This window comes from Williamsia sp. D3, assembly GCF_000506245.1.
GTDB lineage: Bacteria > Actinomycetota > Actinomycetes > Mycobacteriales > Mycobacteriaceae > Williamsia > Williamsia muralis.
Genome location: NZ_AYTE01000012.1, coordinates 35,647 through 49,477 on the forward strand (window position 1 = coordinate 35,647; position 13,831 = coordinate 49,477).

Sequence of the window (13,831 nt, forward strand, 5' to 3'; positions counted from 1 at the left end):
AGTCCAACTTGGATGATGGGTACCAGGCTAACGGGTGGATGAACCGACTCGGCCCCCGGCTGCGGCATCCACCACCGGCCCAAAGATCTCGGCCAGATCGTCTGCGACGTCGCGGTCGGCCTCGGGAGGCATCGACACATAGCTCAGCGCCATCCGGACGATGGCACGGGCGATCCTCACCGCCGCTGTCTCGTCCGCCTGGACCCAGCTCGTCTGCAACAACACCACCACCCTGGCGCTGGCCTGCGTGATCAACGGCCCCGCATCAGTGGTGATCAGCCGGAGCAAATCCGGTTTCGCCTGCCCGGTGAGCAACGACTGGATGAGTGGGTCCTCGGCCGCAGTCGCGAAGAAGTCCGAGAACCCTTCGGCCAAGGCGACTTTCGCCTCCCCTTCGTGCGCCAGGATCGCGGCTGACACGAGGTCCACGAGTTCGTCGGCCAACCGCAGCGCGTACGCCGAGGCAAGGCCCTGTCGCGAACGGAACTCGTTGTAGACGGTCTGCCTGCTGACCCCGGAGGCCGCCGCAACATCGGCCATGGTGACAGCCGACCAGTCCCGGGTACGCAGGAGATCACGCATCCCGTCGAGCAGGCTGTCCCGCAACAGCTTCTTGCTCGCCTGTGCGAAGGGGGTCTGCGGGGCCGGGACCGAACCGACGTCCGTTGACGCTGTGCCCCGTGGTGCGTGGCGTGCCGACGCCGGCTCGACATGGGGTTCAGACATGCGGTCAGGATATCGGTCGGCGGCAGTGCGCCCGTCGGCCCGTGTGCGCGTGCCCGCGCGCACCGCGACACCGGGCCGCAACGGCACCACCGCATCGGCGGTCAAGACCGGGTTACTTCCTCCATGTAGAAATCGGCCTTGGCGGCACCGCAGTCCGGGCAACTCCAGTCATCCGGGATGTCGTCCCAGCGGGTTCCCGGCGCGATTCCGTCTTCGGGCCAACCCTTTTCCTCGTCGTACTCGAACCCGCATTGCATACAGACGTACAGCTTGTAGTTCATGGTGATGTCCTTGGTGATGAGGTATTTGTCGCGTTGTCATCGGTGATATTCGGCCGTTGCGGTCAGCGCCCAGGGGCTGGTTCGAAGTCGACCTTCTCGCGGACCCCGCAATCGGGGCACGGCCAGTCGTCCGGAACGTCGTTCCACGCTGTGCCCGGCCGGAAACCCTCGCGCGGCGCCCCGGCCGACTCGTCGTAGACGTAGTCGCAGACCGGGCATCGGTACGCGCTCATCGCTGCTTGCTCCCAGCCGCTCGGGCGAGCACCTTCTCCCGTTTGCCGGGTACGACGTTGAGCTTGGTGAGGTCGCCGTCGTAGTGGTCGATCACCCTGTGGTCCATCACCTTGCGCCAGATCGGAGGGAAGTACGCCAGCGTGATCATGCTCGCGTAGCCGCTGGGCAGATTCGGGGCGTCGTCGAAGCTCCGCAGAACCTGGTAACGCCTGGTCGGATTGGCGTGGTGGTCGCTGTGACGCTGCAGGTGATAGAGGAAGATGTTGGTGCAGATGTGGTCGGAGTTCCAGCTGTGCTCGGGTGCCGCGCGTACGTACCGGCCACTCGGAAGCTTCTGGCGCATCAGTCCGTAGTGCTCGAGGTAGTTGACCGTCTCGAGCAGGCTGAACCCGTACACCGCCTGAATCACCATGAAGGGCAATATCTCCCAGCCGAAGATGATCGTCAGCGCACCCCAGAGCACCACTGACATCAGCCAGGCGTTGAGCACGTCGTTGCGGATGTTCCAGACAGAGTGCTCCAGGCGGTTCATCCGGGTGCGTTCGAGCTTCCACGCCGAGGTGAGCGAACCCCAGACGCTGCGTGGCAGGAACGCCCAGAACGTCTCACCGAACTTGGCGCTGGCCGGATCCTCGGGCGTCGCGACACGGACGTGATGGCCCCGGTTGTGCTCGATGTAGAAGTGACCGTAGAACGTCTGCGCGAGAGTGATCTTCGAGAGCCAGCGTTCGAGCGAATCCTTCTTGTGGCCCAGTTCGTGAGCGGTGTTGATGCCGATGCCACCCATGACACCGATCGACAGCGCCACACCGATCTTGGAGATGATCCCCAATCCGCCGTCGACACCCAGCCAGCTCAGATCGCTGGTTGTCCACAGGTGGCAGGCAAAGATCAGGCTTGCGAACTGGAACGGGATGTAGGCGTAGGTGCAATACCGGTAGTACTTGTCGTTTTCCAGTTGCTCCATCAGCTCTTCGGGTGGGTTCTGACCGTCCGGTCCGAAGAAGATGTCGAGGACGGGCAGCAGACCGTAGACGAGCAGGGGTCCGATCCACCACCACACCGGTGACACCGCGCTCCATCCGAGTGCGTTGAAACCGGCGATCAGACCGGCCGCGAGAAACAGTGCCGTCGGGGGGATCAAGCCGAGCAACCACAGGTATCGCTTGCGGTCTCGCCACTCGAGAGACGGCGACACCCCCTGGCCACCTTGTGCCGTGAGATCGGTGCTCATCAACTACCTCCTCGTCGAGTAGAACGTGATGAGTTTGACAATAGCCAGTGTCACGTCGGTTGTCTATACATACGAGGTTATTTGTAAAGTGCCCCAGTTCATAAAAGAGCCCCGGTCGAGAGTCGCACTCTCGGCCGGGGCTCTGTGTGAGTCAGCCGCTAGGGCCGATTCGGCCCCGCCCTCTTCGCTTCCGCGGCCAACGCCGCGTCGCCGACAGCGTCGTCTATCTCGCCACGCTGACGCTTGCCCACCATGGAGTGACGCTGGCTGTAGAGGAAGTAGACCGCTACGCCGATGACCATCCAGATCAGGAACCGGATCCACGTCAGCGCCGACAGGTTCAGCATCAGCCAGAGGCAGGCCACGATTGCCGCTATCGGCAGGATCGGCATCAGGGGCACCTTGAAGCCGCGAGGCAGATCCGGGCGGGTGCGTCGGAGAACGATGACTCCGGCCGCGACCACAACGAAGGCGAACAGCGTGCCGACGTTGACCATCTCCTCGAGCTTCTCGATCGGGAAGAACGCCGCGACAACCGCAACTGCGATGCCCACGATGATCTGGATTCGGGCAGGTGTGCCGAACTTGCTCGTCTTCGACAGCGAGCGCGGCAGGAGTCCATCTCGGGCCATCGCGAACAACACCCGGGACTGACCCAGCATCAGGACCATCACAACGGTTGTCAGTCCGGCCAGGGCACCGATCGAGATCGCCTTCTCTGCCCAGGTGACGCCGTTCTGTCCGAACGCGTACGCCAGGTTCTTCGGTTCGCCGTTGCCCGCCGATGTTGCCAGTTCCTTGTAGCTCAACATGCCGGTCACCACGATCGTGACCAGGATGTACAGCACCGTCACGATGGCCAGGGAACCGAGGATGCCTCGCGGAACGTCCTTCTTCGGATTCTTGGTCTCCTCGGCAGTTGTTGCCACCACGTCGAATCCGATGAACGCGAAGAACACGATCGATGCCGCTGCCAACACGCCGTACCAGCCGTAGCTCGAGTCGCCACCACCGGTGATCAACGAGAAGAGCGTGGAATCAACGGACTTGCCACCCGATTCCGATGGCTGCGACTCCGGGATGAACGGCTTGTAGTTGTCGGCCTTGATGTAGAAGAAGCCCACCACGATGACCAGCAGCACAACCGTCACCTTGATGGCCGTGATCACTGCGCTGAACGTCGACGACAGTTTGGTGCCGAGCACGAGCAGGACGGTGATCACCGAGACGATCACCAACGCACCCCAGTCGACGGTGTGCCCCGCTATTTCCGTTGTGCCACCCGCGAATCCGAAGACCGTGCCGAGATAGCTCGACCACCCCTTCGACACCACCGCGGCGCCGACGGCGAACTCCAGGATGAGGTCCCAGCCGAGGATCCAGGCCAGGAACTCGCCGAAGGTGGCATACCCGAAGGTGTAGGCAGACCCGGCCACCGGAACCGTGGAAGCGAACTCGGCGTAACACAGGGCTGCCAATGCGCACGCCACTGCGGCCATCACAAATGACAGCGAGATCGCCGGTCCGGCCTTGTTACCCGCGGTGGACGCGGTGATCGTGAAGATGCCGGCACCGATGACGACCGATACACCGAAGACCGTGAGGTCCCACCAGGTCAAACTCTTCTTCAGCTGCGAACCGGGTTCTTCGGTGTCAGCCATCGATTGCTCTACGGACTTTGTCCGTGTCAGCGGATTACCCATGCAGGAACTCCCTCACTCGAACGCGGCGTGCCCCAGCGTGCAGCCTGTCTGCAAACTATCGGACGCAACCGGCGTAGATTGCCCAATCCGCCGCGATGCACACGAAGATTCTTACGGCAACGAAATTGGTGGCTCTGAGGCACCCGGTCGATCGGCGTGGTTTGGTCGGCAGCGGTACGGATCGCCGCACCTCTCAACCCGCCTGCCAGCCGCCGAAAACCCGCCGACTCGGGTGGCCGGCGGGTTTCGGGTTGTTCGAGGTGGTCCGACGATCAGCTGAAGTAGCCGGCCGTCCGCTGATCGGCGGCCTGCATGTTGCTCGATGCCTCGGTGACCTTTGACGACAGCGCGGTGAGCAGCGCGCGGGAGTCGGTGAAGCTGGTGTCCCACGACTGCTGCGCGGCGCCATAGGCCTGCGATGCCTGCTGTGACTGCCAGTTCTCGTGCAGCCGGGACACCTCGGACTTCAAGGTGGTGGCGAGGTGTTCGAGCTGGTTGAAGTTGCTGTTGAGCTGAGATGCCAGCTCTTCCATCCGCGGGTAGTTGTACTGGATGATGCTCATGGTTTGTCTGCTTTCTGACTCGATGGAAGTTGGAGCGCTCAGAGCTTGAGCGCGGGTCCGGATCCGGCGACGTTGTTGAAGATGCCGGCGTTGTCCTGGTCGTCGGCGTCGTAGCCGTTGAAGCCGGTCGACAGCGACGTCTTGAGCGTGTCGAGAGCTGTCTGCAACTGTGTCGCCTCGTCCTTCCATGCGGTCACCGCGCCCTGGAAGGCCCCACTCGCGTTGCCTTTCCACAGTGCAAGCGCCTCTTCGGCGTCTGCGGTGATGCGGGCCAGGACGGTGCCCATGTCGTCGACGATGTCCCCCACCGATTTCGTCGAGGCCAACCCGGCCGCGACGTCGAGATCGAGACCGTTGGTTCCGGTGCTCATGATGCTTCCCCTTTTGTGTGTGATTGCCGCGGAATCAGATGACGTCCGCGTGTACAGCGACTGACTCCCGGTCGTCGATCAGCCTCGACGGCCGGGATCTGCTCCCCCTCTCGATTCCCCCCGATCACGGCATCCATCTGCCGGTCGGCAACGTCTCCATCAACAGGTCGGTTGCCTGCGCGATGCGGTGCGGTGTGCCCGCGGACAGCGTCGTCCAGATCCGGCCATCGGGCGACATGGTCGGACTCGCCACGATCCGGCCACGGGCGGTGCCGTACACCGCGACCGCGCCTGACGTTCGTAGATTTCTGCCCGGGCCTGCCTCCCGCGCGATGATCTCGGCATGGCCGACACACGATTCGAATGCCGCCGCGTACCTGGCTGCGTCAGCGTGCGTCGCACCGACGGCGTACAGCGCATCCGCATAGTCCGCCGCCGTGGCCGCGCGATCGAGTCGTTCGCGGAGTTCGGCCGCGGGCGCGCTGATCGACTGCACGTCCGCCGCCGACATCGCCCCGAACTCAGCGGCGATCAGCGACCCGACCTCGCTCGCGTCTACCGTCCCGAGCATCCGGATGGCGAGTCCGTCCGATCGTCGATGTGCCACAACATGTCTGCCGCCGCTCCGGGCCAGACACATACGCGCCGACATCTCGATGCCATATCCCCGGAGTTCCACAACGGCCTCGGGGTTGGCAAGCACGGCCAGCGCGTCCGCCAGCGGCTCGGTCACGCCGGCTGTCGAACAGGCATCTCTGCTCATCATCCCGGCATCCAGCAGCTTTCGTGACGCGGAGGAATGCGCCGCGGCTCGCTCCACTGCGGTGTCGTGAATCGGCGTCACATCGAGCACTGTTGGCCACGTCTGGATATCGAGACGCCTTGCGAGATAATCGATATCGCTGAGGGTCACGTGATACTCCGGTGCGATGTCCTTGATCCACATCGTTGTCATCGTCCTGTGTCCGGGGCACCGAGGACCGCTGGGACCGACGTCGCCGGCGGCAAATCGAGTGCACCCGTGCGGTATCGAGCGTCGATGACCTCGGCTGCCCGCCCCGATTCGTCACCGAACCGACCGGTCGGCTCCTGGGTGACGGCCGCTGCGTCGATACCCGCGCCCTGCGGCGACCGGGCCGCACGTGCCGGCTCCTGGCCGACCGTCGCGAGCGGCGAGACGGGGGGCGCAGGCGTCATCGCAGTTGTCGACCGCTGCGGTGTCGGCTGGCCCGCAACTTCGGCCGCCGCGGACGGAGTTGTGGTACCGGCCAGAACCGTTGTGGCAAAACGCGTCTTCTCACGTGGAGCCTGAGGGGCCAGCGCGAATCCGCCCAGGAGCAGTGGCCCGGGGGATGTCGTCGAGGTGGGCGCCGATACCGGCGCGACATGCGCAGGCGGGCGTGACGTCTGTTCGCCTGCCAGCGCGGTGGACGAGACGACCTCCGTCAGACGCGGCGGAAGCCACGGTTCGGCCAGAGGTGCACTCGCGGCCTCGTACGTGTCCATGACCCGCGCAGCACGCTGCTTCTGGTCGTGCAGAGCGCGTTCGGCATCTGCCGCAACGCCGCCGATCGGCGCGCCCAGGGCGGCACCCACGGTAGCCGCTGTGTCCCGAATACCCTTTGTCACAGCGATCTCAGGCAGATTGGGCATGTTGGCATGAGCAACGGTGGTGGCGGCGCACTGAGCCGTGGCCTTCCCCGCGTTCTCCACGGCGGCCGCGGAAACCTCGGTGAACCAGGTCGCGAAGTGGGCGAGCCTGGCGAACGCGTGGTCGGATGTCGCAGACTCCCAACCGGTTCCGAGGCGCGTCAGTATTGCCGCGTAGTCCAATCCCGCGTCGGCGAGCACCCCCGCGACGCAGCCCCAGGCGAGAGCCGCTTGCGCAGACGGTGTCGCCCCGGCGCCGCCTTCGACGAGATCCGCGGCGAGCCGCTGCGCAGGCCGCGCCTCCCAGACCACCCCCGTGAACCCGGTCACAGCCGGAAAGCCTCCTCGATACTCTCTTCGGCACCGCGGTAGCCGCCGGCCTGAGCCCGCAGCACGGCCGCGATCTTTCGTAGTTCGTTCACCCCGGCCGAGGTGGTTGCCGCGAATTCGGCCCCCACTGCCGTCAGGGTCTGTGCGGCGACGGTCGACACTTCGTCGCGGCCGGCCGGAGCGACGGACAGCGTCGGCAGGTGCTGTGTCAGAGCACTGCCCAACTGATCGGCCAGCCGATCCAGATCTGTTGCCGCGCGCACCAACTCGTCGGGATCGACGTTCAACTGTGATCCGGTCATCGTTTCTCCGTTGTTCATCGGTGTCATATCTCCTGGTCTCTGCCAGACGGTCCCAGGCGCAACCGCACGTCAGGTGAGGACTCCCGGTCCTCGGTCTGCACTTCTCCCAGCACAGGGGGCGCGACGTCCGGGATGTCCCCGATGATCTGAGTCCCGTTGAGCTCGGTGACGAGGTAGTCCGCGGTCTCGTGCTGGTCGTCTGACGCACCGGCTCCGCGACCGGCTCCCATCGCACCCATCGGCGCCATCGGGCTTCCCATCGCAGCCGGAACCACCGTGCTCTGATTGCGATTGTTCGTTGCCGGAAGACCTTCCGGCCCAACGCCGCTCATCAGTCCTGGGGTGGTACGGGCGCTCAGCGCACTGGGTCCGCCACCTCCTGGACCCAGGCCGCCGCCGCCTCCGCCACCACCGCCGCCTAGGCCACCCGCAAGGCCGGCAGGCATGGTTCTCGCGGGATCCATTGATGGATCGGTAGCCGACTTCTTCAGTTGCGCCTCATGGGTTCTGAGCAGTTTAGAGCCCGCCGGACCTGCCATCCCACCGAGCTGCCCGACGCCGGCGACCATGGGCTTGCCGACACTGTCGAGCACCGTGCCGGCGATGGAGAACGGCGATGGACCCGCCATCGGTGCCCCGGTCACGGGCACCGGTTGTCCGTTCACGACCATGTGCCCCGTCGGCGCCAACAGCTCTGCACGCGTGGCCGCTACCACGGCGGTGGCCTCGGCGAGACCATCAGCAGCGGCACCGAGAGCCACTGCCTGTCCCGGAGGAGTCACCAGGAAAGGGGCCGAAGCGGCAATGATGGCAACAGTTTTCGCGATGATGCCCTGAACCAGCGCCAGGCCGGTGCCGACGATCGCCGCGGCACCCTGGGTGTCGGCCGTCATCGTGGTTCCCTGGGCGGACAGAGCGGCCGTATCAGCGCTTGCCTGCACACTTTTGGCTGCGGTGGCAGTGGCCGCCTGGCCCGTCCAGACCTGGTCGAGTGCCTTGAGAGCCCCCGAACCCATGGACATCGACAGGTCGAGGATCTGCGAGAGCCCTTGGAGTATCGCGGTCGGATCGAAGTCCCCACCGCCGAGGTTCCCCGTTCCGAAGCCACCGAGCAGGTCGGTGAGCGGCTTGACGAGGACGTCCAGATCAAGCGGCGGCAGCGGCGGCAGTCCAGGCATCGGCGGAGCTGGCGGAAGTTGCGGAAGACCGGCTATTCCCAGGTCTTTGAGCACCTGACTGACCGGGGTGTCCAGGATGGGGCCCAGCGGACTCGCCTGCAGGAGGTCATTGATGGTGGGGTCGACAGGAGGAGATGAAGCCGGCGGGGCAGGCTCGGATTCGGTCACTGGTCGCGCTTTCTCACAGAGCCGACTGGATGGCTGTGAACTCTCGGCCGGCCCCATCATCGGTGTCCGTGAACTCCGATGCCGTTGCGAGCGCAGCGGCTGCGGTACCCGCATGCACCGCTGCGAGCTGCCCGACCCCGAGCAGGTGGCTGGCCTGGGCCCCGGCGAACGCCAGGAGGAACTCTTGGCCGATCAACCCGAAGACCGGCACCATCTGAGCGATGTTCGCCGCGGCATTGATGGATCCCGCGCTGGCCACGGCAGCGGACATGAGTGCCGCCGTGTCACCGAACGCCTCGATGGCAGCAGGAACAGCAGTGATCTCGGACATCGAACCCCCGTTGATGTGAATGGTGAAGCGTGTACGTGCAGAAGCGGACCGGCCGACGCCGGTCGTGCTGATGACTGCGTCGCGAACTAGGACGCCGACGAATACGGTGTGGTTCCGATCGGCGACCGGGGACGCTCGCCGCCCGGCCGGCTGGCGACGAGCTCGGTGAAGGACTCGTTGAAGTCCTCGAGCACAGCAGCACGCCGCGCAAAAGCGTGAGCGGCAGCGGTGGACGCGGTGGCGACCACGAGATCACCGAGCTCTGTCGCCCCGATGGCGTGCGCGGTGGGGCTGAACCACAAGCCGGTCAGCGCACCGACCCCGTCGACCTCGGCGGTGACACGATCATCGGGTGAGGTCTCCCGAACCGAGATGGCAGCGAGCTTCTCGTTGACCTCGCGGAGTCCGTCGAGCTGCGCCCGCGCCCGCGCCTCGAGTTCGTCCATGGCCGAACTCATACCGACCTCATCCAGCTACCGGGCGCACCGGCGACCGCGTCGTCCTCGTACTCGGCCCGGGCGAGGTCGTCAGGACGCGGCAGGTTCATCGCATCGATGATCTCGCTACTCACCCCACCGGCACGCAGCTCGTCACGCCGCGCGACACCGGCTTTCATCGCGGCCTGCTGACACAGCCTGAGCACCTCGGCGGCCAACAGGCCCGGGTCTTTCCGGAGCTCAGCGGGCTCGATCCTGACCGATGTGGGCAAGCCTGATCGGTGGTCAAAACGGCAATGTTCCCGGTGCGCGAAGTCGCGGCAGCCACGTTCCCCCCCTAGATTTCTTCTCCCCTGTGGTTGCAGATAGTACCCACAAGCGCCGACAACGCCAGTCCAGAACATCCGGTGAACCGCCCGTTGGTCTATAGTCCGTGCAGGCGGTGTGCAAGACAGGGCCGGCGATGTCGTCGGCGCCGTGAGCACGCCGGGGTGCGGGGCAGTTCGGGGAGATCGAAGAACTGTGTCCGGGGGTTCGATCGTGCAACAGGGGGCAGTACTTTGAGTTTCGACAATGCCGACGTGCCGGCAGCTCCGCCGTGGCTGCAAGACGCCGCAGAGGTGGATGTCGCCGCGTTCGGTACGCCCCGAGGCGCCGATCCCGCTGTACCACAGCATGATTCGTCAACCGTACCCGACGCCCGTTTGCAGGAACCGTCGAGCGAACACGTACCGGGCAGGCATGGACAGGCTCCCGCAAGCGCCCCTGAGCCTCCAACAGATGAACGACAATCGACTCAGGACGGGCACCCAACGCCCACGCCGCACAACCGTCCATCGCCGGACATGGTGCCGACAGCAGTTCCGCAGCAACACTTCAGCGCTGCGCATGACGGACCCGCGCCCACGGCATTCGATCCTCTGATGTCACAGAGCAATTCGCCGGCCCCGGCACCACACCCCGGCCCGCCACATTCGGGCCCGCCGCACCATCCCGGTCCGCCCCAGTATCCGACCCCGGATCAGCAGCCCGCCCAGCACTTCGCCACTCCGCCCTTCGTCACCGGACCGGGCCCCGCACCGTCTCAACACTTCTCGACGATGCCGCCACCCCACATCTCGCCACCGCAACCGGCATCGCAGACCGGCCCCGGCCCGGCCCAGCACATGCCTCCCCAGCACCATGCGCCACATAGCTACCCCGGCCCGGCGGGGTTCACACCCCAGCCCCGGGCGTCGGGGCCGGCCACCCTCGACGAGGTGGCGCTGCTCCGCAAGGCACGGCGCGCCCCGGCCAGTGGATGGCGACGCACCGTACACAAGTTGTCTGCAGGCGCCATCAACCCCGGCGAGTCGCCGGATGACCTGATCTACAAGCAACTCCTCGATCGGGTGAACCAGCCGGTGCGCGGCGACTACCGCATAGCGGTTCTCTCCCTCAAGGGCGGCGTCGGGAAGACAACCGCAACAGTCGGTTTGGGATCGACCTTCGCTTCCCTGCGCGGCGATCGCGTGATCGCTGTGGACGCGAACCCCGACCTGGGCACGTTAGCTCAGCGCATTCCGCAGCAGACGCGGTCCACCGTGCGCGACCTGCTCTCCGATGAATCGATCTACCGGTACTCGGATGTGCGGGCCCATACCTCCCAGGCGCCGAGCCGGCTGGAAGTTCTTGCTTCCGAACGTGATCCCGCGGTTGCCGAGGCGTTCAGCGAGACCGATTACCGCGGCGTGATGACGGTCCTGCAGCGGTTCTACAACATCATCATCACCGACTGCGGCACCGGGTTGAGCCACTCGGCGATGAACGGTGTGCTCGACATGGCCAATTCACTCATCCTCGTCACCTCGCCCGCCATCGACGGTGCCCGCAGCGCGGGCGCCACCCTGGACTGGTTGCAGGCGCACGGTTTCGGGCATCTGGTCTCCGGCGCGGTGGTGGTACTCAGCTCGTCGCGCCCAGGGGCCTCCACCATCGACACCGGCCAGCTCAGCGCCCACTTCCTCACCCGTTGTCGCGCCGTGCAGCAGATCCCGTTCGACGACCACCTCGCCGAGGGCGCGGAAGTCGACCTCGATCTTCTCGGCAAGGCAACCCGCAGGGCTTTTGTCGAGTTGGCGGCCACGGTCGCCGAGGACTTCTCGACCACCGCATCGCGACGGGGCGAACCCTTTTACAACTCCTGACCCATCCGGTCGACCAGCGAGGTACGAGAATGAACTATCCCATGCCATACGACGATTCGGGCGTTCCTGATCCATACGGTCCGACGCGGCCGGCGAACCCGTCACAGCCGTGGGATCAGACGCACCATCAGCAGCAGCCGTTCCCGGCGCCGCAGTTCGCTCCGCAACCGTTCTACAACCAGCCGTACGGGCCCGGCTACGGTTTCGGCGGCGATCCGGGCGCGCCGTTCGGTCGTGACCCATTCACCGGAGAACCGTTGTCGGACAAGTCGAAAGCGACGGCCGGCCTGCTGCAGCTTTTTCTGGGAGGCTTCGGCGCCGGCCGCTTTTACCTCGGCTCGAACGCTATCGCCGTCACTCAGCTCATCACGCTGTTCGTCGGTTGGCTGCTGACCCTCGTCCTGGTCGGCTGGCTGGTGCTGTTCGGCCTCGGCATCTGGGTGATCATCGATGCGATCATGATGTTCACCGGCGCGGTGCGAGACCCGCGGGGATTCAAGCTGCGTCCCTGACCATTGGGCGGCCTGAAGGTGCACGGGCGACCCGTGGAAGCGGTCAGTCGCCGCAGCACCCGGCCGGGTCGATCGCCGATCTGACCTCACGGGTCACGGAATTGCGTTCGGCGACTTCCTCATCGGGAGGGTAGTCCACACCGACGAGACTCAGGCCGCACGCCGGTGCAACGGGCACCTCGCTGGAGCGAACCCGTTGTCGGAGTAGTCCGGCGCACCATTCGGGTGTGCGTCGGCCCTCCCCCACCACGGCGACCGCACCCACGAGTGAGCGCACCATCGACCAGCAGAAGGCGTCGGCACTCACCTGGGCCACGAGCACGCCATAGTCGTCACGCACCCATTCGAATCGCTGTAGGTCACGAACGGTGGTCGCCCCCTCACGCCGGCGACAGAAAGCGGCGAAATCGTTCAGACCCACCAGTTCTGCTGATGCCTGCTGCATCCTGTCCACGTTGAGGAGCCGTGTCCATGCCGCCGTGGTGCGGGCAGCCACCGGCTCGGCGCCCCAGGGATCATCGGCCAGCCGGTATTCGTAATGCCGGCGCAGCGCCGAGAACCGGGCGTCGAACTCGGCAGGTGCGGTCTCGACATCCTTCACCCGGACGTCGGGCGGCAACATCTTCGCCAGCCGCCGAACGAGGTTCGCGGGTTCACCGGCGATCGACCTGGTCTGCAACGCCTCGCCGGACACGTCGAAGTGGGCGACCTGACCGGTGGCGTGCACGCCGGCATCGGTGCGTCCGGCGACCGTCAGGGCGACGGGCTCTCGGACGATGGTGGACAATGTCTGCTCCAGAACCCCGCACACCGTGCGCTGTCCGGGTTGCCTGGCCCATCCAGCGAAATCTGTTCCGTCATAACCGATCTGCATACGCAGCCGGACCGGCGAGACGAAATGACGAAGCCCGCCACCGGAAACTCCGGTGACGGGCTCGTCAGACATGTTCTCGCTCAGGCGTCAGAATCTTTCTCGGCCGACTTCTTGTCGTCGGAGCCTTCGGCCTTGCCTTCGTCGACGATCTCGGTGGCGCTCTCCGCGGTCGTCTCCTCGGTGAAGCCCTCGGCGACGGCGTCGGCGTTCTCGACCTGTGCGTCGGTGGCCTCATCCAGGGTGGCCTCGACGACATTGTCGCCTTCGGACACCTCGGCGGGAACCTCGGCGACAGGCTCGGAAGCCTTCTGCTTCGAGGCAGCAGCGCGGGTGGCCCGATCGGCCTCCGACGAAGCCGTCTTCTCCCGAACCAGCTCGATCACTGCCATGGGGGCGTTGTCGCCCTTGCGCGGCAGGGTCTTGATGATGCGGGTGTAGCCACCGTTGCGGTCGGCGAAGAACGGGCCGATCTCCGCGAACAGGGTGTGCACCACGTCCTTGTTGCGAATGTCCTTGAGGACCTCACGACGGTGGGCGAGGTTGCCGGCCTTGGCGTGCGTGATCAGCTTCTCCGCGTACGGACGCAGCCGCTTAGCCTTGGCTTCGGTGGTGGTGATCCGGCCGTGCTCGAAGAGCGAGGTGGCCAGGTTCGCCAGCATCGCTTTCTGGTGCGAAGCCGACCCACCGAGGCGGGTACCTTTGTGGGCTTGGGCATTTCGAACTCCTAGGGTTAACTCTCGGCCTCTCGGCC

At 65.5% G+C, this 13,831-nt stretch carries 17 protein-coding genes and 1 pseudogene; 2 read left to right on the plus strand and 16 right to left on the minus strand.

What is annotated here, in order from left to right:
* Positions 1 to 27: 27 nt before the first annotated feature.
* The 14 genes from W823_RS0128305 to W823_RS37220 form a co-directional block, all read right to left on the minus strand.
* On the minus strand, positions 28 to 726 hold the full coding sequence (locus tag W823_RS0128305; RefSeq protein WP_031331667.1) for a TetR/AcrR family transcriptional regulator: 699 nt from the start codon (positions 724 to 726) through the stop codon (positions 28 to 30).
* A gap of 101 nt (positions 727 to 827) precedes the next feature.
* The gene (locus W823_RS0128310; protein WP_030164608.1) at positions 828 to 1,007 is read right to left on the minus strand and encodes a rubredoxin; all 180 of its coding nucleotides are present in this window, start codon (positions 1,005 to 1,007) and stop codon (positions 828 to 830) included.
* Between the two features lie 62 nt (positions 1,008 to 1,069).
* Positions 1,070 to 1,240: a rubredoxin gene (locus tag W823_RS37165; RefSeq protein ID WP_023955903.1), complete on the minus strand. Its 171-nt coding sequence runs from the start codon at positions 1,238 to 1,240 to the stop codon at positions 1,070 to 1,072.
* Positions 1,237 to 2,475 carry an alkane 1-monooxygenase gene (locus W823_RS37170; protein WP_023955904.1) on the minus strand — a complete coding sequence of 413 codons (1,239 nt, stop codon included), beginning with the start codon at positions 2,473 to 2,475 and terminating at the stop codon, positions 1,237 to 1,239. The genes W823_RS37165 and W823_RS37170 overlap by 4 nt, the downstream gene beginning before the upstream one ends.
* Before the next feature lie 158 nt (positions 2,476 to 2,633).
* Positions 2,634 to 4,178, minus strand: coding sequence for an APC family permease (locus W823_RS37175; RefSeq protein WP_023955905.1), 1,545 nt, complete (start codon positions 4,176 to 4,178; stop codon positions 2,634 to 2,636).
* 272 nt (positions 4,179 to 4,450) lie between these two features.
* On the minus strand, positions 4,451 to 4,741 hold the full coding sequence (locus W823_RS58030; protein ID WP_023955906.1) for a WXG100 family type VII secretion target: 291 nt from the start codon (positions 4,739 to 4,741) through the stop codon (positions 4,451 to 4,453).
* 38 nt (positions 4,742 to 4,779) lie between these two features.
* On the minus strand, positions 4,780 to 5,112 hold the full coding sequence (locus tag W823_RS37185) for a WXG100 family type VII secretion target (protein ID WP_023955907.1): 333 nt from the start codon (positions 5,110 to 5,112) through the stop codon (positions 4,780 to 4,782).
* A gap of 124 nt (positions 5,113 to 5,236) precedes the next feature.
* Complete coding sequence (locus W823_RS37190; RefSeq protein ID WP_081729667.1) at positions 5,237 to 6,067, minus strand: ESX secretion-associated protein EspG; 831 nt, start codon at positions 6,065 to 6,067, stop codon at positions 5,237 to 5,239.
* Positions 6,064 to 7,092: a PPE domain-containing protein gene (locus W823_RS37195; RefSeq protein WP_051406396.1), complete on the minus strand. Its 1,029-nt coding sequence runs from the start codon at positions 7,090 to 7,092 to the stop codon at positions 6,064 to 6,066. Before W823_RS37195 ends, W823_RS37190 begins: the two co-directional genes overlap by 4 nt.
* Positions 7,089 to 7,394, minus strand: a complete 306-nt coding sequence (locus tag W823_RS37200; protein ID WP_031331670.1) for a PE family protein — start codon at positions 7,392 to 7,394, stop codon at positions 7,089 to 7,091. The genes W823_RS37195 and W823_RS37200 overlap by 4 nt, the downstream gene beginning before the upstream one ends.
* 23 nt (positions 7,395 to 7,417) lie before the next feature.
* The gene (locus W823_RS37205; protein WP_023955910.1) at positions 7,418 to 8,740 is read right to left on the minus strand and encodes a hypothetical protein; all 1,323 of its coding nucleotides are present in this window, start codon (positions 8,738 to 8,740) and stop codon (positions 7,418 to 7,420) included.
* Positions 8,741 to 8,753: 13 nt separating this feature from the next.
* Positions 8,754 to 9,071, minus strand: a complete 318-nt coding sequence (locus W823_RS37210) for a type VII secretion target (protein WP_023955911.1) — start codon at positions 9,069 to 9,071, stop codon at positions 8,754 to 8,756.
* 86 nt (positions 9,072 to 9,157) lie between these two features.
* Complete coding sequence (locus W823_RS37215; protein WP_023955912.1) at positions 9,158 to 9,529, minus strand: YbaB/EbfC family nucleoid-associated protein; 372 nt, start codon at positions 9,527 to 9,529, stop codon at positions 9,158 to 9,160.
* Positions 9,526 to 9,780, minus strand: coding sequence for a hypothetical protein (locus W823_RS37220; protein WP_038252512.1), 255 nt, complete (start codon positions 9,778 to 9,780; stop codon positions 9,526 to 9,528). The genes W823_RS37215 and W823_RS37220 overlap by 4 nt, the downstream gene beginning before the upstream one ends.
* A gap of 573 nt (positions 9,781 to 10,353) precedes the next feature.
* Between W823_RS37220 and W823_RS37225 the strand changes: the two genes are divergently transcribed.
* Together W823_RS37225 and W823_RS37230 are read left to right on the plus strand one after the other, a co-directional pair.
* The gene (locus tag W823_RS37225) at positions 10,354 to 11,694 is read left to right on the plus strand and encodes a MinD/ParA family protein (protein WP_369792586.1); all 1,341 of its coding nucleotides are present in this window, start codon (positions 10,354 to 10,356) and stop codon (positions 11,692 to 11,694) included.
* Positions 11,695 to 11,723: 29 nt separating this feature from the next.
* Positions 11,724 to 12,206, plus strand: coding sequence for a TM2 domain-containing protein (locus W823_RS37230; RefSeq protein ID WP_023955914.1), 483 nt, complete (start codon positions 11,724 to 11,726; stop codon positions 12,204 to 12,206).
* A 43-nt stretch (positions 12,207 to 12,249) separates the two neighbouring features.
* Here W823_RS37230 and truA read toward each other — a convergent pair whose 3' ends face one another.
* Positions 12,250 to 13,152 carry a tRNA pseudouridine(38-40) synthase TruA gene (truA, locus tag W823_RS37235; protein WP_023955915.1) on the minus strand — a complete coding sequence of 301 codons (903 nt, stop codon included), beginning with the start codon at positions 13,150 to 13,152 and terminating at the stop codon, positions 12,250 to 12,252.
* Between the two features lie 8 nt (positions 13,153 to 13,160).
* Positions 13,161 to 13,795 (minus strand): annotated as a pseudogene (gene rplQ, locus W823_RS37240) (50S ribosomal protein L17).
* Positions 13,796 to 13,831 lie beyond the last annotated feature (36 nt).

What these genes read in the sequence shown, in the direction of transcription:
- W823_RS0128305 (WP_031331667.1), bottom strand. Translation starts at nt 726, where the DNA reads ATGTCTGAACCCCATGTCGAGCCGGCGTCGGCACGCCACGCACCACGG.
- W823_RS0128310 (WP_030164608.1), bottom strand. Translation starts at nt 1,007, where the DNA reads ATGAACTACAAGCTGTACGTCTGTATGCAATGCGGGTTCGAGTACGAC.
- W823_RS37165 (WP_023955903.1), bottom strand. Translation starts at nt 1,240, where the DNA reads ATGAGCGCGTACCGATGCCCGGTCTGCGACTACGTCTACGACGAGTCG.
- W823_RS37170 (WP_023955904.1), bottom strand. Translation starts at nt 2,475, where the DNA reads ATGAGCACCGATCTCACGGCACAAGGTGGCCAGGGGGTGTCGCCGTCT.
- W823_RS37175 (WP_023955905.1), bottom strand. Translation starts at nt 4,178, where the DNA reads ATGGGTAATCCGCTGACACGGACAAAGTCCGTAGAGCAATCGATGGCT.
- W823_RS58030 (WP_023955906.1), bottom strand. Translation starts at nt 4,741, where the DNA reads ATGAGCATCATCCAGTACAACTACCCGCGGATGGAAGAGCTGGCATCT.
- W823_RS37185 (WP_023955907.1), bottom strand. Translation starts at nt 5,112, where the DNA reads ATGAGCACCGGAACCAACGGTCTCGATCTCGACGTCGCGGCCGGGTTG.
- W823_RS37190 (WP_081729667.1), bottom strand. Translation starts at nt 6,067, where the DNA reads ATGACAACGATGTGGATCAAGGACATCGCACCGGAGTATCACGTGACC.
- W823_RS37200 (WP_031331670.1), bottom strand. Translation starts at nt 7,394, where the DNA reads ATGACCGGATCACAGTTGAACGTCGATCCCGACGAGTTGGTGCGCGCG.
- W823_RS37210 (WP_023955911.1), bottom strand. Translation starts at nt 9,071, where the DNA reads ATGTCCGAGATCACTGCTGTTCCTGCTGCCATCGAGGCGTTCGGTGAC.
- W823_RS37215 (WP_023955912.1), bottom strand. Translation starts at nt 9,529, where the DNA reads ATGAGTTCGGCCATGGACGAACTCGAGGCGCGGGCGCGGGCGCAGCTC.
- W823_RS37225 (WP_369792586.1), top strand. Translation starts at nt 10,354, where the DNA reads ATGGTGCCGACAGCAGTTCCGCAGCAACACTTCAGCGCTGCGCATGAC.
- W823_RS37230 (WP_023955914.1), top strand. Translation starts at nt 11,724, where the DNA reads ATGAACTATCCCATGCCATACGACGATTCGGGCGTTCCTGATCCATAC.
- truA (WP_023955915.1), bottom strand. Translation starts at nt 13,152, where the DNA reads ATGTCTGACGAGCCCGTCACCGGAGTTTCCGGTGGCGGGCTTCGTCAT.